This window comes from Paenibacillus sp. AR247 (assembly GCF_002968895.1).
Lineage (GTDB): Bacteria > Bacillota > Bacilli > Paenibacillales > Paenibacillaceae > Paenibacillus_AQ > Paenibacillus_AQ favisporus.
Genome location: NZ_PCZT01000009.1, coordinates 2,165,041 through 2,184,621, shown reverse-complemented (window position 1 = coordinate 2,184,621; position 19,581 = coordinate 2,165,041). Strand labels below are relative to the sequence as shown.

The 19,581-nt window shown below is 49.5% G+C and carries 16 protein-coding genes; 8 read left to right on the top strand and 8 right to left on the bottom strand.

The window, feature by feature from the left end; genetic code table 11:
- The 6 genes from CPT76_RS38410 to CPT76_RS18710 all read right to left on the bottom strand — a co-directional run.
- The coding region (locus CPT76_RS38410; protein WP_219845438.1) for a hypothetical protein at positions 1-222 on the bottom strand (222 nt) is incomplete at its 3' end.
- Between the two features lie 136 nt (positions 223-358).
- Positions 359-1,549, bottom strand: a complete 1,191-nt coding sequence (locus CPT76_RS18730; protein ID WP_105443909.1) for a GDSL-type esterase/lipase family protein — start codon at positions 1,547-1,549, stop codon at positions 359-361.
- Positions 1,550-1,740: 191 nt separating this feature from the next.
- Positions 1,741-2,133, bottom strand: a complete 393-nt coding sequence (locus tag CPT76_RS18725) for a carboxymuconolactone decarboxylase family protein (protein WP_105443908.1) — start codon at positions 2,131-2,133, stop codon at positions 1,741-1,743.
- Positions 2,134-2,152: 19 nt separating this feature from the next.
- Positions 2,153-3,799, bottom strand: coding sequence for a thiamine pyrophosphate-binding protein (locus tag CPT76_RS18720; RefSeq protein ID WP_105443907.1), 1,647 nt, complete (start codon positions 3,797-3,799; stop codon positions 2,153-2,155).
- Positions 3,800-3,803: 4 nt separating this feature from the next.
- Positions 3,804-6,050: an EAL domain-containing protein gene (locus tag CPT76_RS18715; RefSeq protein WP_105443906.1), complete on the bottom strand. Its 2,247-nt coding sequence runs from the start codon at positions 6,048-6,050 to the stop codon at positions 3,804-3,806.
- Between the two features lie 182 nt (positions 6,051-6,232).
- On the bottom strand, positions 6,233-7,315 hold the full coding sequence (locus CPT76_RS18710) for an AI-2E family transporter (protein ID WP_308737614.1): 1,083 nt from the start codon (positions 7,313-7,315) through the stop codon (positions 6,233-6,235).
- Between the two features lie 275 nt (positions 7,316-7,590).
- On the opposite strand from CPT76_RS18710, the gene CPT76_RS18705 reads away from it, so the two are divergent.
- From CPT76_RS18705 to CPT76_RS18695, 3 genes are read left to right on the top strand one after another with little or no spacing between them, the layout of a single operon-like run.
- The gene (locus CPT76_RS18705) at positions 7,591-7,926 is read left to right on the top strand and encodes a DUF1801 domain-containing protein (protein ID WP_105443904.1); all 336 of its coding nucleotides are present in this window, start codon (positions 7,591-7,593) and stop codon (positions 7,924-7,926) included.
- 19 nt (positions 7,927-7,945) lie between these two features.
- Positions 7,946-8,269, top strand: a complete 324-nt coding sequence (locus tag CPT76_RS18700) for an ArsR/SmtB family transcription factor (protein WP_105443903.1) — start codon at positions 7,946-7,948, stop codon at positions 8,267-8,269.
- Between the two features lie 19 nt (positions 8,270-8,288).
- Entirely contained in the window at positions 8,289-8,786 is a 498-nt protein-coding gene (locus CPT76_RS18695; RefSeq protein ID WP_105443902.1) for an SRPBCC family protein, read from the top strand.
- Positions 8,787-8,842: 56 nt separating this feature from the next.
- On the opposite strand, the gene CPT76_RS18690 is transcribed toward CPT76_RS18695, so the two are convergent.
- A complete protein-coding gene (locus CPT76_RS18690; RefSeq protein WP_105443901.1) occupies positions 8,843-9,715 on the bottom strand; it encodes an AraC family transcriptional regulator in 873 nt (290 codons plus the stop codon).
- A gap of 119 nt (positions 9,716-9,834) precedes the next feature.
- Between CPT76_RS18690 and CPT76_RS40005 the strand changes: the two genes are divergently transcribed.
- Together CPT76_RS40005 and CPT76_RS40000 are read left to right on the top strand one after the other, a co-directional pair.
- Complete coding sequence (locus tag CPT76_RS40005; RefSeq protein ID WP_258168580.1) at positions 9,835-10,662, top strand: TIM-barrel domain-containing protein; 828 nt, start codon at positions 9,835-9,837, stop codon at positions 10,660-10,662.
- 27 nt (positions 10,663-10,689) lie between these two features.
- Positions 10,690-11,391 carry a glycoside hydrolase family 31 protein gene (locus CPT76_RS40000; protein WP_258168579.1) on the top strand — a complete coding sequence of 234 codons (702 nt, stop codon included), beginning with the start codon at positions 10,690-10,692 and terminating at the stop codon, positions 11,389-11,391.
- Positions 11,392-11,469: 78 nt separating this feature from the next.
- Here the strand turns inward: CPT76_RS40000 and CPT76_RS18680 are convergent, their stop codons facing one another.
- Positions 11,470-12,324, bottom strand: coding sequence for an AraC family transcriptional regulator (locus CPT76_RS18680; protein ID WP_105443900.1), 855 nt, complete (start codon positions 12,322-12,324; stop codon positions 11,470-11,472).
- Positions 12,325-12,447: 123 nt separating this feature from the next.
- On the opposite strand from CPT76_RS18680, the gene CPT76_RS18675 reads away from it, so the two are divergent.
- The 3 genes from CPT76_RS18675 (at position 12,448) to CPT76_RS18665 (ending at position 19,495) form a co-directional block, all read left to right on the top strand.
- Entirely contained in the window at positions 12,448-14,430 is a 1,983-nt protein-coding gene (locus CPT76_RS18675) for a beta-galactosidase (protein ID WP_105443899.1), read from the top strand.
- Positions 14,431-14,533: 103 nt separating this feature from the next.
- Positions 14,534-15,601 (top strand): glycoside hydrolase family 88/105 protein, encoded by a 1,068-nt coding sequence (locus CPT76_RS18670; RefSeq protein WP_105443898.1) that lies wholly within the window; start codon positions 14,534-14,536, stop codon positions 15,599-15,601.
- Positions 15,602-16,030: 429 nt separating this feature from the next.
- Positions 16,031-19,495, top strand: a complete 3,465-nt coding sequence (locus tag CPT76_RS18665) for a DUF5722 domain-containing protein (protein WP_105443897.1) — start codon at positions 16,031-16,033, stop codon at positions 19,493-19,495.
- Positions 19,496-19,581 lie beyond the last annotated feature (86 nt).

The following is a 19,581-nucleotide window of genomic DNA, read 5'->3' as shown; positions in this document are numbered from 1 at the left end:
ACCTGCAGTGATTGCAATCATGCGAAGCGATACTTCAAGAGCAGAACGTTCCTTATATAGAATATAACTGCGAGAAAACCCTGAATATGCAGTAGAGTTAAAAATCTTACGGGTAACAAATTGTTCGACCATCCTTATTGATGATAAAGTGTTCATTGGGTTTGCAGAAAATTTCAAAGAAATAAGTACATTACTGGCATGAATAGGATTTGGAGGGTTCAAAAGGGCTCTAACTTGTAGAATTTCAAGTTAGAGCCCTTTACGTTGAGGTCGCGTTATCTGGAACAAGTTCAATCCAGCCAAGAGGCGGGACGAACACCTGCTAAAATGTACAGCGGATATTAGACCAAATGGGTTACTAATTTTGGCTTGACTCGTAAAAAAATGATAATGGTATTGCTTCCGCTATGGCCTTGTTCCCATCGTCATTGGGGTGAGCTTTGTCGCCTGAATCATAAATATGGAGCATTTGAGTCGGCTCTTGTGGATCCGCCAATGTCCGATCCAGGTCGATGATTAGATCAGTTTGAGCGTTAGAACGGATCCATTGATTCACTTCTTGACGTACTTTTTCTCGCTCATCGGTAAAAAAATGCGATTTCCCAAAGGGTGTCACGGTACATATTGCTACTTTGAGATATTGTTTCTTTGTTCGGTCGATCATTTCATTCAACCCTCTTATCAGTTGTTCCGAGGTAGCATCACCGAAAATATCATTTATGCCGCAATTAAATATGATTCCCTTTAGACCTGGCTGGGTAAAACCTTCTCGCTCTAAACGATCAAGCATTCGTTCACCGGCATTTGCTAAACCAAGAGCTGCCCCTTCTTCAACATCTCTTGCATCTCTTAAAATCATGTTGCCGGTTAGTCCCGCGTTTAGAATCGAGGGGAACGGCTGATCATGACTCACTTGACGAATTCGATTCAGTAATAAGTCTGGCCAACGTTGATTAGCATTTAGACTGGAAGCGTAGCCTTCTGTAATGGAGTCTCCCATCACAACAAAGACCCCAGGATCAACTTCTGAAGACATCACTTCTACATCTAATGCGGTTAACCAATAATACGAATGTGTCGTAGTATCAAATGTAATGGAATCGTTCACTTTAGTTTGGTTTCCTTGGGCGATGTACGTGGAACGAGCAGGGGAAAAGTGCCAAGTTGAAACCTTTGTATAAACGGGCAAATAGAGACTAATGGTTAAATCAGCGCTTGGATCAGCATGATACGAGACAGGATCACTGTACAATTCTTTTCCAACCGGTATGACAACCTTGGATGACCCTTTAAATGTAACATTGCCAACATCTTGATCATCAAAATTTACATTCTTGCGGTGGCTTGCTAGCGTGACACTGTCGAGTGTTAAGGGGTAAACTCCGTAACGATTAGAAAATTTAATGCGCCATATCGATCCGTAATCGTGAGGATGTATCACCATGCGTACAGTCTGGTTCTCGAATGAAGCATGGGAGAAAGCATGACCAAAAAACCGATCATCAAATTGGGTTTGACTCGCATACCATGATCTTTTCCATTGAGACATACTAAATACTCACCTTTCTTTTAGGATAGTATACCCCCCTTATCTATTTTTATATCATTTTAATTCCATACATGCAACGTAACTAGCCCGTAAGTGAGCAAGTGGATGGAACATTTCTATTTAATGGGTTCTAGTCGAGCTATTTGATGTATATAGGGGAGAGGCGCAAAAAAAAGCATGACAGCTAAGTGTCATGCTTCTTCGTATGTAATTCCCTGTTCATCAAACACTTTCATGACTACAAACATGGCATCCAGCGTCTTGGGAAAGCCCGCATAAGATACACAGTGCATGACGGCCTCTACAATCTCATTGGGCGTAAGTCCGACATTCAGAGCCCCTTGAATATGGAAATCGAGTTGAGCGGCCGCTCCTGAAGCAATCATAGCCCCTATCGTAAGCAGGCTCCGCTGCTTTAAATCCAGACCTGGACGGGAATACAGCGAGCCATAAGGGAACTCGACAATCAGCTTGGCCATGTCAGGACTGAATTTCTCCATTTTTTTAACCGTTGCGTTCAGCGTTTCTTCACTGACCATCCGTTGCAACACTTCTATTCCTTTATCATACCGATTCGATTCCATGTTACGTCCTCCGTAAGTTTTAATCTAAGCTAAGCAGTCTGGTGAGGATCGGCGGGATTTCTTGCGGGTCCACCATGACCTCGATGACCGTTGCCGTATTCGACTGCAAAGCTGTCTGAACCGCCTGCTTGATGTCGGTTTCATTCTCACAGCGAAATGCCGTTGCGCCCATGGATTGGGCAAACAAGCTAATATCCAGCGGCCGCTCATAGACAGCACCGACGGAGCGTCCCGTGTTATAGGACATTCCCTTTTCCACCATATCTAAGCGACCGTTATTCAGCACAAAGAAGATAACCGGAATCCCGTGGTTCACTGCTGTTGATATTTCGGTGCCGTGCATCATGATGCAGCCGTCGCCGGTCACACAGACGACAGGGCGATCTTGCATAGCTATTTTCGCTCCGATCGAATAGCCGATCGCCGCTCCCATCGCGATGAACACCTCATCGAAAAAGAACGTCCCGGGCTCGATGATTTCGAAATGCTGTACGGCATGAAAGGAGTGACTCCCTGCATCTCCGAAGAGTACCGCCTCTTTCGGAAGCACGGCCCGCAAGCTCCTGAACGCCGCTCCCGCTGACAACATGGTGGATTCCAACTGGGAGGACGCAGCTGCCGCTTGTGCCCGCGGTGTCAGCATCTCATGCTCTTTGGACGTTGCCCCGCTCCGTAAAATGAGTTGAGTCAAGTTGGAGTGGACATCACCAAGGATCAATTGCGTCGGCGCCTGAATGGTTTTGCCTGCGAACGTAAGGTCATACTCAAATTGCAAGACCTTGTCCGGCTCCATATCGGCCGTAAATCCGGACAAAGACATGTCGCACAATTTGCTGCCGACGACGATCATCAGATCAACGCCGGATTTCAAATAATCGGTTGCAAACTTGGAACCGCCGAGGCCATACCCGCCCAAGTATAAGGGGTGATTGGTAGGAAAAGCCCCTTTCCCGCCAGGGGTGGTCATTACAGGAATTCCCCAATGTTCTGCAATCGTCTGCAATTGGTCATAGGTATCCGACATGACGGCCCCTTTGCCCACGAAGAGGACAGGTTTCTTGGCCTCATCCAGCAACGATATGGCCTTATCAATGTCGGGAGATACAACGGGTGAAATATGGTCCGGCAATGGCAGGTAGAACGTCTCCACTTCCTCCATCAGCACATCAAATGGGATGCACAGATGAACGGGTCCCTTTTCACCGGTGTAGGCTTTTTCCAAGGCATGTTTAAGGTAGAGATAGAGAGTGTCCCCTCGTTCGATGCGAGCACTGAACAAGGTGACAGGTTCGAACATTTTAACCAAATCTGCCCCGAACTGGCTTGAATCCTGGCTTAAAGCGCGTCCAGTCTCTTGCATCGAAGGCTGTCCGGTAATGAACAATACAGGAAGCTGGAATTCTTTGGCCTGCGCAGCGGCTGTAATCAGGTTTGTTCCTCCCGGCCCGGAAGTGCCAATCGCGATCCCCATCGTTTTTGCTGCCAGGGCATAACCGGACGCTTCAAACCCACAGCCAGCTTCGTGACGACCCAGCACATATTGAATATCATAGTTTTCGAGTTCCAGCATCAGCGGAGAGATGGACTTTCCGGGAATGCCGAACACGTGGGAAATTCCCCATTTTTTAAAATGCTCGACTAATATTGTATACACTCTTTGTTTCATCTTATCACCCCTGCAAATTGGTTTTTATGGTCGTCGTTTGCATCAACAACTGTTCGATTTGTTCTGCTGGTATAGGTGGGTAATAATAAAAACCTTGTACTTCATGGCAGTTCTGACTGCGCAGGAAATTCAACTGATCCTTCGTTTCTACACCTTCTGCGATCACATCGATTCCAAGCTTATGGGCCATCGCGATTACCGTAGCTACAATGTCCGCGTCATTCGAATCCGTCATGATATCCCTGACGAAGGATTGATCAATCTTCAGCCGGTCAATCGCAAACTGTTTCAGATAGGAGAGATTGCTGTAACCTGTCCCAAAGTCGTCGATGCAGATCAGTATACCTAGTTCCTTCAGCTTTCCGAGTATCTCGATTGCAACTTCAACATTCATCGTCATCGACTCTGTGATTTCGAGCTCCAGATAGGAGGGATCGATGTGGGTTTCGAGTAAAATCTCTTTGATGGTCTCTACCAAATCATGCTTTGAAAATTGGCGAGAAGAGAGATTCACCGACACGCGCATCGGGGTAAACCCTTTTTCCTTCCACTTTTGATGCTGAAGGCAGGCGGTTTTGAGCACCCATTTTCCGAGGGGAACAATAAGTCCTGTTTCTTCGGCGATCGGGATGAACTTAGCCGGGGGGATCAAGCCAAGAGTCGGGTGATTCCAGCGAACAAGCGCCTCGGTACCGATGATTTCCCCTGTCTTTGAATCGATCTGGGGCTGGTAATATAACACGAATTCCTCTAGCTGCAGCGCTTTACGGATCGAATTCTCCAGCGTAAGCCGTTCAATACCGCCGCCGCTCGGGATAGATTTGAAAATGTTATAGTTGTTCTTCCCATCGTCTTTCATCTGGTAAAGGGCAATGTCGGCGTTCTTCATCAGCATCTCGACATCCCTGCCATCTTGAGGATAGAAGGCAATACCGATGCTGGCTGTTATATATAACTCATAGCCGTCCACTGCAAATGGTTTCTCAAATGCTCTAATAATCTCTTCCGCAACCTGAATGGCTTTCGTCTGATCCGTAATCTCTTCCAAGAGGATCGTGAATTCATCCCCGCCCATTCTGGATACCAGTTGGTCCGAAGCATGACAGCAAGCTTTCAGACGCTCGGCAACCATCTGCAACAGCACGTCGCCGTTGTTATGACCCAGCGTATCGTTAATCTTCTTGAAACTGTCCAGATCGAGAAACATGACGGCAAAGATACGGTTTTCTTTCCCCCCTTGTCTCAGCAATTCACCAATATGCCCGGTGAAAAACCTTCGATTCGGCAAACCGGTTAAATCGTCATGATAGGCTAAATAATTGATTTGCTTTTGCGTATGATAACGCTCCGTGATGTCCCGAAACTGTGCGAATGCGCCCATGATCTGCATATTCTCATCACGAATAGGGAAGGCGTCAAACAGGCAGACCCGCTCGTCTTGTCCCATCTTAGGACGCAGCATGAATTCCATATCTTCATACTCTTTCCCCGTTTGAAGGACCTCTTTAATGAAGTCGTTTGTTTTGGCATTCGGAATAGGTTTATTGATGACATCCTGCTTTTTGGCACCGGTTAAAATTTCAGCAAACTTGTTGAACTCCGTAATGTTTCCATCCCGATCCGTAATAATAATGCCGTTTCTTGTCGTTTCGATGACCACCTGATTCAGTATGTGCAATCGTCTGTTTTGCTTCTTCAATAGCAGTTCTCTTTCGATCGAATCGACAACCGTGCATAGCATCGCCAGTAAAAAGGGGTTGTGCTGGTCGATCGTCGTCATGATCGTAATGGTTCCAAGCAAATTGGAGATATCTGTATATTGAAAGGGTACGGTATAACAGGCGGAGGACCATAAAAATTCATAATAATGCTCGTCCCCGACAAGTTGAATGGGCTCACGATGATCCAAAACCAAGTTAATGCTGTTGGTTCCCGCTTCGTGTTCATTGAACACGAGGCCAACTTTAATGCCCGATTGCTGAATCACAGTCTTGATCGCTTCATCCCCGGCCATTTCCAGTATGCAGCCGTTCTCATCGGTAATCAGGATGAGCAGCGGGAGTCCTTTCATGAGCTCCAGCAACTTATGAACAAAGAAATCAATGACGGACAGTATTTCCTCGTATTCTGCCCGTTTTAGATTCAAATCGCTTTCTGATAAAAAGTTAGTAAAGGAGGGAATCCCCTGTGGATCAATACCTAGCTTTTCACATCTCTTTTTAGACTCCGAGATTAAGGATAACTTCGTCAAATCAATCCCCCTACTTTACCGAGAAAAATGCAATAAATTTACTTGAATGATATGTAGCTGAAATTTACCGGTTCTTTTTTCATTATGACGGCGCTCAAAGTTTTTTTCAATTTATTTTCTGCTAGATTCTGGGTGATTAAAGCAAACAAAAAAGAAGCCCCACTGAGATCACTGGGTTGATGTTACAGTTTCATCCATTTAGCTTTGAAAAATAGAGAGAAGACGCGAACCGCAATGATTTTCAGCATCATATAAACGGGAATGATAACAATCATCGCGATGATTCCCCCGATATTGCCGGCAGCCAGGACAAGGATTACGGTTGTAAGAGGGTGAATATCCAGCTTTTTACCGAATACATAGGGAGCGATCAAGTTATCTTGAACTTGCTGAGCGACCAGTATGATGACAAGTGACCATATAGCCGTGCCCGGCGATTGCGTCAGCCCTACGATGACAATCGGAATCGCAGACAGGATGGCACCGACAAACGGGATAAAGTTTGCAATGACGGATATGACCGTAAGCAAGAAAGCATAGGGTAAGCCAATAATCAGGAAGCCGATATACATTAAGACACCCAACGAAAGATTGACGATCACTCTTCCGACGATAAATCCGCTTAACATATGGTCGATGCCTGTGACAATCTCACGGGAATCGTTTTGATAACGAGTTGGCGTTGCGCGCACAAGTATATTTCCGAACTTCTCTCCTTCTTTTAACATGAAAAACAGGAGGATGGGGAAGGTGAACAGGATAATCGTAAAATTAGACACAAACGAAAACAAACCGCCTAAATAGTTCGACATGAAAGAAAAGCCTTTGTTTAAGTAATTGGTGATTGAAGAGAGTCCATTGCTTTCATTGGCCGGAAATAAGGAAGCGAGGAATCCGTTCTTCTCAAGCTCATTGATCTGTTCCCCTACGGAACTCAAGAGACTTGGGACATTATCTAAAAAGCTTATGAACTGTCCGTATAGCACTGGCCATTTGCTAGTAATGAACCAAACGATGGCAAGCGCGAAAATGACGTAAATAATCAAAATGGCCAAGGTCCGGTTAACTTTATATTTTTCCATTAACTTCACCAGCGGCCTGAGCAAATAGTAAAAAAATACGGATAGAAGCAGCGGGATGGCCACTACCTCGATTAATGCAATGATCGGACGAAATACGAAACTTACTTTGGAACCTAAGAAAATAATCAAAAACAGTAATACGATAAGCATGCCAAAGCGCAATGCTTTGTTTGTGGTGAACAAATGATTCCCCTCCATTTTGTATAAAACTCCCCGGCTTGATGCGTTAATCGGGCATCCTGCGTTCGGTCTCATCTCTACAATAGAATTAAAGATACTTTACTTTTACGCTGGCTTAAGAATGACGTTTCATAAAGTAATGAACAACCATCTAGGTAAAACGCTTTAATGGTATTGATAATAACAAAAAAATTTAAATATTCCTTGACGGGAATATTCCTGTTGTGGTATATTTTTCCCATAAGCTTAGAAGTATTCAAATGGGAGGGAAAAACGGGATGAATCAGGAAGTTACAGCCTACATCGAAAATCTGCCGAAATGGCAGGGAGAGATGAGTTCAACCCTGCGGAACATGGTTCATGAGACGATTTCGGAAGTCGAAGAACGTATTCAGTACAAGAAACCGCATTTTTTGAAAAATGGCCATTATGCAGCGGTGATCTCGCCAGCAAAGGACGCCATTGCGTTCATGATCATGAACGCAAACAGCGTCGATTTTCCAAAGGGATTCGACGGGCCTGCTGAACGGAAATGGATTAAATTGCGGGAAGGCGACACTCCGGATCTGGCTCTGCTGTCAGGTCTACTGAAGCAAGCTTCCAGCACGTTGTAACAGGAAATCGGGGGGGACAATGAAAACGACAACTTTGAACGCGCTCGCGGAACCCAACCGATTGCAGATCATTGAACTGTTGCGCGAAGGGCCGCTTACGGTCGGGGAAATTGCGGATCGGCTGCATCTTCGGCAACCCCAAGCGTCCAAACATTTAAAAGTTTTGAGTGAAGCCGACCTTGTCGAAGTTCGGGCGGACGCCAACCGGCGAATCTACCGGCTTCGCCCCGAGCCATTCATGGAAATGGATGCATGGCTCCATACGTTTCGCAGTATGTGGGAAGACCGTTTTGACCGTTTATCCGATTATCTTAATCAATTAAAAAAATCAGATTATCCCTAAACTCCAAGGAGGAGATCTAATGAATACTCAAGGACTTTTATTGAAACGTGAGTTTGACGCCCCACGGGAACTGGTATTTGAGGTCTGGACCAATCCGGCGCACTTTGGCAACTGGTGGGGACCAAAGGGGTTTTCGCTTGAAGTGGCTAAGATGGACGTTCGGCCAGGCGGGATGTTTCTCGGCTGCCAGAAGTCGCCGGATGGACAGCAGGCGATGTGGGGCAAATTCGTTTACCAGGAAGTGCAGGCACCGGAGAAGCTGGTATGGGTTCAGTCCTTTTCCGATGAAGAAGGTAACACCGTTCGCGCTCCGTTCAATCCGAACTGGCCGCTGGAAATTCTGAATATTCTGACGCTTGAGGAAAATGAGGGGAAGACGGTGCTGACGCTGCAAGGTGGACCGCTCAATGCCTCTAAGGAGGAGCAGGAAGCATTCGACTCGATGTCGCCAATGGTTGCACAAGGGTTCGAAGGTACCTTCGAGCAACTTGCAAACTACCTGGCTAGCCAACAATAAAGCCCATACCAAGGGTAATCTGAAAGCCACGGAGAGAATTTGCTCCGTGGCTTTTGCTATTCATGGTAATAGATTGCATCATAAGGAAACTCGAACCTCTTCATTCGATATTCCTTGGGTGTCATGGACATATATTCACGAAACACCTTGCCGAAGTAGCTGGGGCTCTCAAAGCCGCATTGTTTGCCAACATCCTGGATCGGCAGATCTGTGATTCGAAGTAAGGTGACTGCGGCTTCAACCCTCCGGTCTCGCAAATAAGAAAGGGGGGAGGACTGCTCCGACTTCTGGAACAGCCTGCATAAGTAGTGCTTGTTAACTCCGCAGTGTTCGGAGAGCATGTCGAGCGTTATTGGGGAAGCATAATGCTCCTTCATGAAACGCTTGGCTTTCAGCAGGATGGAGATGGAGTTCTCGTTGATGTCTTTGTTTATTTCAGTGCTCGTCTTGACTAGAGTAAGCATCCACTCATAGACAGTACTGGACAGTTGATATTTATCAATAACGTTCTCCTCAGCTATCATGCTTAGAAGCTTCCACAGACCTAGAATTAAGGGGGAGTCAGCATCTCTGTGAATGACGGGCCCTTCTTGCCCGATAACAAGATCCCAAATCCGGGTTGCTTCCTCCCCTCTCAAGTTAAGCCATAGAATCTCCCAGGGCGTTCCGTTGTCCGCATAATAGTACCGGTGTCTGCTTGGAACTTTGACCAAAAATCCTGTTCCCTGGTGCAGTGTGAAGCGCTGCTGCTCATACTCCAGGATGCCTTGGCCGCTAAGCGTATACTGAAAAATGACGTGCCCGCAATCCGGACGATCCTCGCCTGCAAAGCTGTACTCCGCGCTCTGGATGATCTGCCAACCGACCGAATCTAATGTCAATATTGAATGATCGTCGCTTCGAAAAGCATAGGAAGAAGGGGATACCATGTCGTGACCTCCACGTTTCATGAAGTCAATTTTGTTATAGTATAGCGCAATACTTTTAGATTGTCTTCGTTATTGATCACGCATAAGATCGAGGTATCAAGAACAAAGTGGGTGAATCTATGGAGGACAAGAAATATAACGCAACGCTGAGAATAGATCTGAGGGAAGATGAATATTGGTGGGGTGGAGCTGTCCAAGATGGAACCATCATGCCGTTTGGCAGCGAGCCCTATTCACGCGATCTATATGGCGATGCAGCCTATAACCAAGCAGCGCCGCTGCTTCTCTCCAATAAGGGGAGACTGGTTTGGTCGGAGGAACCGTACCGTTTTTCTTTTGACGGCCGAGCACTTGTTATTGAAGGAAAGGAAGAAAACATAAAGGTCGAGGAAGGTGGTAGCACCCTCCGTGATGCGTACCGCCTTGCTTCACAGAAGTATTTTCCTCCTGCCGGCCGTGCTCCGGATTTGCAGTTTTTTACCGTGCCCCAATACAATACGTGGATGGAGATGAGCTACCATCCAACGCAGGACAAGGTGATCGCCTACGCTGAAAACATATTGTCCCATGGGCTGCCGCCAGGCATCCTCATGATTGACGACAATTGGCATGAAGACTACGGTACGCTCAAGTTTCATGCGGGACGGTTTCCCGATCCCCAGGGGATGGTGAACCGGCTTCATGAGCTTGGGTTTCACGTGCTCCTGTGGGTATGTCCGTTCTTCAGTCCGGACGGCGAGGTATACCGCGACTTGAAGAGGCGGGGATATTTGCTGAAAAATCCGGATGGGAAGCCGGTTGTTCGCGAATGGTGGAACGGGTTCAGCGCCGTTCTCGACGGGACAAATCCGGAGGCGGTAAACTGGTTTGCGGGTGAGCTGGACCGGTTGTTTGAAACGTACGGGATCGATGGCTTTAAGCTGGACGCGGGAGATCCTCAGTATTAAAAGCCGGAGGACATCAACTATCGGCGGGTGACGCCGAATGAGCAGACAGAAGCTTGGGCGCGTCTCGGACTCCGATATGCCTTTAACGAATACCGGGCATGCTGGAAGCTGGCCGGCCAGCCGCTTGTTCAGCGCTTGAGCGATAAGAACCACAGCTGGGGCAACGACGGATTAGCCAGTCTGATTCCCAATGGACTTGCTCAAGGACTGATTGGATATGCCTTCAACTGCCCCGATATGGTCGGGGGCGGCCAATACGAGGACTTAATTCGCCCGGATTTCAAGGTGGATGCGGAGCTTTTTGTCCGGTACGCGCAGTGCTCCGCTTTGTTTCCCATGATGCAATTTTCTACAGCACCATGGCGGGTGCTGGATGAAGCGCATTTGAACTTATGTATCGAAGCCGCAACGCTGCACTGCCGGATGGGAGACGAAATCGCTGCGTTAGCCCGTCATGCCGCCGAAACGGGTGAGCCGATCATGCGTCATATGGCATACGTATTCCCGAAAGGGGACTTCGAGCAAATCACCGATCAATTTATGCTTGGTGATGATATTCTGGTCGCCCCGGTACTCCAGAAAGGGGCGACGACCAGAACAATCGCATTCCCTTCAGGGACTTGGTATGGGGATGACGGGTCGCATGTAACTGGGCCGTGTGTAATAGAAGTTGATGCTCCTCTGTCCAGGCTTCCGTGGTACCGCCGGGAGCAGAGGGTTTCCAACTAGAATCTGCAGTAGAAGCAGCAAAGAGCTCAGCGTTCAGCTGAGCTCTTTTGGCTTTATCTACCTTTCATCCGCCTACGGCTAGTTGTCCAGTCGACGTTCCGGGTCAGACCCCGGGCCGTATAGCTTTCGGTAGGTCTCCGGCGTCATGCCTTCCTTCTGTCGAAACGTAGCCACGAAGTGACTCGCGTCGCGAAACCCGACCGCTTCTCCGATGCGGCGCACGGTCCAATCGGGCCGGTAAGGGAGCCATTCCTTCGCCTTGCGGAGCCTTAGCTGAATGAGATAGGCATAGGCCGTCATCCCGAATAAATCGCGAAATCTTTCATTCAGCTGCCGTTCACCGATCCCGAGCTGCGCAGCCATCTCCGCCAAGCCGATTTCCGGGTTGGCGAATTCGTGTTCCAGCCAGTTCAGCAGGCCTTGAACCCGGTCCAGCCGCTTCGAGATGGAGGGCCGCTTGTCCGTGCGGGCGTCGGTACGAAGCAGCGTAAGAAATCGGTATAAATCCGCGGAATACCGCCATCCCGACGGATCGCCGCCCAATTCGGCGAACGCCAGCATGCCTTTTAGCTGGTCGGTTATCTGATCATGGCCGGCTTCCCATTGAAACCATTCGGCGGCACTCCAGCCGAGGGAACGGACGAAACTGGCCGCAATACTTCCATGAAAAGTGATATAACCGGTCTGCCAGCCGCCGCCTTTGGGCTCATATCGATGAGGCGTCCCCGGGGCGAGAAGAACGCCCGATCGTTCTGTCATTTTCCACGTGTACCCGTTAATCGATAGTTCTCCCTCTCCATGTAATGTCTGAAGCCAATGGAAATAGGGGTAGCCCGAGGGCCTTGCTATGGTCTCCTGGTCGGGTTTGATCCCAATCGTCTCCAGCTGCAGGGGCAGCAGCTCCGAAGGGAAGGCGGGAACGACTCGGCGCATCTTATAAAAACCTCCATATTCTTATATAAATAATCCCGAATTTTATATTTTTTATAGATATCATAAGCCATTAAGATAGGGTTATCCATTGCAGTTTTATCATATACATTGAGGTGTGACAAGTTGATCAATACGAAAAAGGCGAAAATTTGGTATGGCGGAGATTACAACCCGGATCAATGGGAGAAACCGATCTGGGACGAAGATTTACGTATGTTCAAGTTGGCTGGTATAGACGTCGTGACGCTCAATGTATTTGCCTGGGCGAAAAACCAACCCGACGAAGATACGTACCATTTCGATTGGCTCGACGAGATGATGGACAAGCTTCACGCGGATGGAATCGGCGTATGCCTCGCCACAAGTACGGCAGCCCATCCTGCATGGATGGCGCGCAAGTACCCTGACGTGCTTCAAGTCGATTTTCATGGCCGTAAACGGAAGTTCGGCGGACGCCACAATTCCTGCCCGAACAGCCCGACTTACCGCAAGTTTGCAGCTCGTATGGCGGAGAAGCTGGCGGAGCGTTACAAAGACCACCCGGCATTGCTTATTTGGCATATTAACAACGAATACGGCGGTGCGGGGAACTGCTATTGCGACAACTGCGAAGCGGCTTTCCGGGAATGGCTCAAAGCGCGTTACGGCACGCTTGATGAGGTGAATCGGGCCTGGAACACCGGATTCTGGGGCCATACGTTCTACGATTGGGAAGATATCGTCCTGCCGAGCGGACTCAGCGAGGAATGGACCGGGGCAAACGGGCGGACGGAGACGAACTTCCAGGGCATTTCGCTCGACTACATCCGTTTCCATTCCGACAGCCTGCTGGAGTGCTACAAGCTTGAATATGAAGCGGTCAAAAAGCACACGCCGGACGTTCCTGTAACGACGAACCTGATGGGCGCCTTCAAAAAGCTCGACTACCACAAATGGGCTCAGCACATGGACGTCGTGTCATGGGACAACCAGCCGTTTATGCTCATGGAACAGACGCCGAGCCAGCAAAACTGGCAGCCTTACAACTCGCTTAAGCGTCCTGGCGTCATGCGGCTGTGGAGCTACCAGGCAGCGGCCAGAGGGGCGGATACGATCTTGTTTTTCCAGCTCCGCCGATCAATCGGCGCCTGCGAGAAATATCACGGGGCCGTGATCGAGCATGTCGGCCACGAGCATACACGCGTGTTTCGCGAATGTGCCCAGCTCGGCAAGGAACTTGCACAGCTCGGGGATACGCTCCTTGACGCCCGTGTTCAGGCCAAAACGGCTATTTTGTTCGATTGGGAGAACTGGTGGGCGGTCGAAATGTCGAGCGGTCCGTCAATCGCTCTGCGTTATGTAGACGAAGTCCATAAGTTCTATGATGCGCTGTATCGTTCGGGCATTGCGGCGGACGTCGTCAGCGTGGAGGCGGATCTAAGCAGCTACAGCCTGGTCATTGCTCCAGTGATGTATATGGTGAAGCAGGGCGTAGCGGACAAGCTGGAGAAATATGTACAAGCGGGCGGCACGTTTGTTACGACTTTCTTCAGTGGGATTGTCGATGAAAACGATCTTGTCCGGACGGGCGGATATCCCGGCGAGCTGCGTAAGCTTCTCGGGATATGGGCGGAAGAAATCGATGCCCTGCTTCCGGACCAGCGCAACCGCATTTTCGTGTCTGACGGCACCCCAGGTATGAAGCCGGAATATGAATGCGGCATGCTCTGTGACTTGATTCATTCGGAAGGCGCCGAGGTCAAGGCGGTATACGGCGAAGATTTCTACCGCGGCATGCCGGCGCTAACCGTGAACAAGTTTGGCTCAGGTGAAGCCTGGTATGTGGCGACAAGCCCGGAGGCGTCATTCCTTCAAGATTGGCTGTCGCAATTGTGCGACTCTCATGGGATTAAGCCCCACATTCCCTTCGCGCCGGCAGGCGTGGAGACGACGCTTCGATCCAAGGAGGGCCAAAACTACCTATTTGTGCTCAATCATAACGCCGATGCCGTAACCGTCGAACTGGGGGATCGGGCCGGCATCGACCTGTTGACCGGCCGTACGCTAAATGGCGGAACGGCGGAACTGATGGGACATGATGTATGGATTGTCAAGCTCGATCGGTAACATAACGTCTCATGGAAGCTAGCTCATCAGGCTTGGCAGAGTTACACCACAAGGGTTCCTGGTTACCGCATGGCTCTATTACGAGAATAGGGGATGAACCGAGATGAAAATAAACGCAAACCTAAGCGACTTGGAGCAGATCGTCGGACGAGTAGCGTCGTACACGTTCGACATGGACCTGACGTGGGATTGGCCGGGAGGCGTCGCTTACTATGGCGTTAGCAGAGCATTCGAAGTAACGGGCGAGCAGGCCTACCTTGAACGGATGAAGGAATGGGTGGATGAATATATCGAAGCCGGTCTGCCGGACTGGACGGTGAATACGTGCGCCATGGGTCACATGCTGCTCACGCTATACGAGCAGACAAAAGACGAGAAGTACGCGGAGATCATTCACAGTAAACTCGATTACCTGGAGAATGATGCGCTTCGTTTCGGCGATCGGGTGCTTCAGCATACGGTATCGTCGGGGAACGATTTTCCGGAGCAATGTTGGGCGGATACGCTGTTCATGGCGGCATATTTCATGCTGCGTGCAGGCATCCTGTTCGATAAAAAACACCTCATTAACGACGCCCTGCATCAATTTTTCTGGCATATCAACTACTTGCAGGACGACAACGACGCCCTTTGGTATCACGGCTACAACCATATTAAACAGGACCATATGTCAGGCATTTACTGGGCGCGGGCGAATGCATGGGCTGCCTATACGATGGCCCGCTCGGCACGTATTCTGCCGGAAGGGTATCTTTATCCCCCAATGATGCATATTTGGAGCTCATTGCGGGATCAGCTAGCCGCGATTAAGAAGCTCCAGAAGGAAGACGGCCTGTGGGGAACGGTTCTGGATTACCCGGAAGCTTACGGCGAGGTATCGGCCACGGCGGGCATCGGAGCGGCCATGGTAACCCAAGGCAATCCTTTGCACGCAAAATATGTGCAGAAGGCGCTTGACGGCCTGCTTGCGAACATTGCCGGCAACGGCCGCGTGCTGAACGTATCGGGCGGCACCGCTGTCATGAATGACATCTCCGGATACCTCGGCATCGACAGGAAATGGGCCCAGGGCTGGGGGCAAGGACTGGCGCTCGCGTTTCTGACCTCGGTGATTGAGGAGCTCAAGAAAAATGAAGCGAGAGTGGATCACAAGTCGGTGGATGCTTTGTGAGATGAATAGAATGATGTTCTTGTAACAGAACGTGATGGAGAGCGTGGCATTACCACTCAAGAGAGCAACGAATCAAACATGATTCGTTGCTTTTTTATGATTGAGCTAGCATTGAAGACTAGCAGAGATAGCCGGTTGACTCATCCAAGTCCGCAGCAAAACATTGAAAGCTCATTAAAGTATTTTCCTTGATAACAGAGAACGAGAATCCGGCTAGTACCAGGGGAGGCATCTACCTTGATGATTTCACATCGCAAACTTTCGCAAAAATCGCAGAGAATTGCTTGAATCAAGGGAATCTTGTCATTGAGGAATGGAACGAATAGGCCTGGAGAATTATTTAAGTATACATTGAAAAATAATAATTGAATTAAGAATACTTAAAATATAAAATACATACCGAATATAATGATAAAGGAGGTTCACAAAGTGCGTCTGCGACTGTTATCAGGTATTTTGTCCGTGGTCATGCTTATTCAGCTTGTTCCGGTATTCAAGGTGCACGCAGGTCCGTATGTACCGGATCTTCCGCAATCGGGTCATGTCCTCACGGGCCAGGATTTGATTCCAGCCCTCGTCCTCCACGATTTCAACACGCCTGAAGATGTAGCGTCATGGAAAGCGGGAACCAACACCAAAGAGGTCAAGTATGTGACAAGTATGCTAAACGGCCCGAACTCGCCTTATGAAGGAAGCGGTGTTCTGGAACAGGTCCCGGACCCGGTCAAAGTGTATGAATGGCGCACGATTTATACGGAATACGAGCAGCCGAAGGACTTGTCCGCATACCGTTTCCTGGCGTTTGCGGCAGACAGCTATGGGTGGCAGTCATCTGCAGACTATGTGCTGAAGGTGAAATTGTTCAGTGGAGACGACGAATTTGAGAGCATTGCCCATATCCGCCCGGACCAATGGAAACGGATCTTTATCCGGCTGGGGGATTGGGAAGGCAAACATGCCGTCACCAAGATGGAAATATCCTTTATGCAAAATTTTGATCTGGAAAATGTGCAGCCGGGCCAGCCGGGATACGATTCCTGGGATGGACGGTTTCAGATCGATTATATCTGCGCGACGAACGTGATTGATCTTGGGTTTAATCAGGAGGGGGAAACCGAAGGCTTCACCGCCATGAACGGCTCGGTTCAGGCACAGGACGGGGCATTGGCATACCACATGGAGGCTGAAGGGGGATACATCGAATCACCGGAAATCAAGATCGATACTACGCAGAGGAACGGCATGACGATCGACATGACGAACGACACGGGCGCTCAGGAACTGAAAATCCAGTGGCGGACTGAGGGGGGAGCGTGGTCTGACGATCAGGTGAAATCGTTCACCGTTCCGGCCAGCGGCACCTTCTCGCAAGATTTCAACTTCTCGGATCATCCCGGATGGCAGGGCATCGTCACCGCATTCCGCATCATTCCGGAAGCAGCAGGCGGCACGATCAAGCTGGACCAGATTCGCTTCAGACAGCTGCCGGAAATGGAGCAGCCGTATGCAGGCAAAGCGGAAGCCAGAATAAATCAGGACGGCAGGATCGTCGTGGAAGGAACGGTGAACCCAGACTTTGTGTCTGCTCATCCCGAAGGGCAGCTGGAGCTGTTTGAATTGGCGACCTACGAGGATGCGAAGGCTGTGCTCTCAGCCAAGACGCCTCTTGCACAGACCGCTCTAGGTGAGTCGTTCCGGTTCGAGACGGCTGCGAATGACGGGCAGCGGAGCCGACTCTACTCCAAATTCGCCGTTGCGTTCCCTGCGGATGACGGCACATATACCCCAATGGACGCTCCGCAGTATATCACCAATCCGGAAGCCACCGCTCGCAACACCGAGCCCTATCCGGAAGCGCAAAGCATCAAGGGGCTTCAGGTACAAATGACGGGTGACGCCCAGGAGCTTGGGATCAGCCATGCCGCTCTGAATGTAAGCTACAACGAACTGATGTACAAATCCGTTAACCATCCGGAGAACACGATATCTTATGACCTCGAAGGGGAAACCTTCTATTTCCGCAAAGACCGGATCGAACGAATGGATAACGCCATCAAAAGCTTGTCCGACAACGGCATTATCGTCTCCCTGATCCTAATCATGTATGATATCAAGGATCCCGATTCACCCAATGAGTTCCTGATTCATCCGGATTCCGAGCCTGGAGGAACCGTATATGCGCTCAATACGAGTAATGACATGGGCGTAAAATACGTGAAGGCGGCAACCAAGTTCATGGCGCAGCGTTATTCCATGCCAAACGAACAATACGGGAGAGCCGTGAATTATATCGTCGGCAATGAAGTCGGCCAGAACAAAGTTTGGAACAATATGGGGCCCAAAAAGGTGGATGCCTACGTCCGGGAGTATGTCCAGACCTTCCGGCTGATCGACACGATCGTCAAAGGGGAGTACGCCAACGCCAGAACGTATGTATCTTTGGACCATTTCTGGAATGAAAAGCTGGACGATGCTTCCCTTTGGAAATACGACAACAAGGTCATTGTCGATAAAATGGCTGAATTGTCGCGTAAAGAAGGCGATTTCGCCTGGAACATTGCCGCGCATCCTTACCCGGAAGATTTGTTCAACCCGCGCTTTTGGAATGATGCCACGGCAACGAATTCGTTTGACACCCAGCGCATTACGTTTAAAAACCTGGGCGTTCTTGTGGATTATATGAAGCAGCCGGAGCTTCTCCATAACGGGCAGATGCGGCGAATCATCCTGTCGGAACAAGGCTTCCACAGCTTGACCAATTCGGAAGAGCATCAGAAGCTTCAGGCCGCTGCTTATGCCTATGCTTATTATAAAGTGAAGTTTTTGGATGGCATTGACGCTTTCATCCTCCACCGGCATGTTGACCATGGACAGGAGGGCGGGCTGAATCTCGGCTTGTGGACCCATACTCCGGACAGCGTCGTGACGCCGGATCAACCGAAATATATTTATGATGTCTTTAAATATATCGATACGGCCCGCTCGCTGGAAGTAACGGAGTTTGCCAAGCCGATCATCGGGATTTCGGATTGGCGGGAAGCGATTCCGAATTTTGATCCCGGCCAGCTTCAGGACCGGACGATTCCTTCGATCGGTGGCCTCGATTATATTCGTGACGTGCAGAAGACAAGGGAAGGAAGCGGTTTTGAATCCGGCACCGACGGCTATGCCGCATCGGATGAGGTGCAGGAAGTGAGCAAAGCTACCGGCGATGCCTTCAACGGAACGGGCTACCTGGCAGCCAGATTCAACAGCCCGTACGCGAAAAATTGGGCCGGCGTGCAGAAACAGTTCACGGAGCCGGTCGATGCCAGAAAAACACCATATTTCACAGCCGCGCTTCAATTGGCCGATGTGGATCCGGAAAAGGCATATGAGGCGAAGGTTATTGTGTACAGCGGATTTGACCGGATCGAAGGAACTGCCAAGCTGGATGCGGCGAAGGGATGGCAGCTGGTCTCGCTTCCGCTTGGGGAATGGAAGGGAGCGCAGTCCGTTGACCGGGTGAAAATCTGGGTGCGCTCCGAGGGAGGAGCCCCTTTGACAGGGGAACTCCGTGTGGATGAAGCCCGTTTTGCCGAAAAAGTGAAATATGATCCTCATTCTCCTAACTTGGCGATCTCGGTACAACAGCTGTCGCCCAAGCTTGAGGTTGGAACGAAGCTTACCGTCACGGTCACCAACCTCGGATCCCAAAAGCTGAACAAGAAGCTGAGGGTGGAGTTCCCCCAAGGAATTCAGGCATCCCCGGGAAGTATTGATCTTGGCGACGTTGGAACAGGGTTGAGCAAGAACATCACCTTGGAGATCACCCGATATGCTCCGTTGAATGAACAGGATCTGACATTGACGTTGGAATATGATTCCCGTAAATTTACCTTTCCTTTGGAATGATGTAAGCAAGGGAGTGGCATGATTCCTTCAATCAAATCAAGAAATCCGAAAAACAGAGCGATCGTAGGGACATTTTACGACTTGCT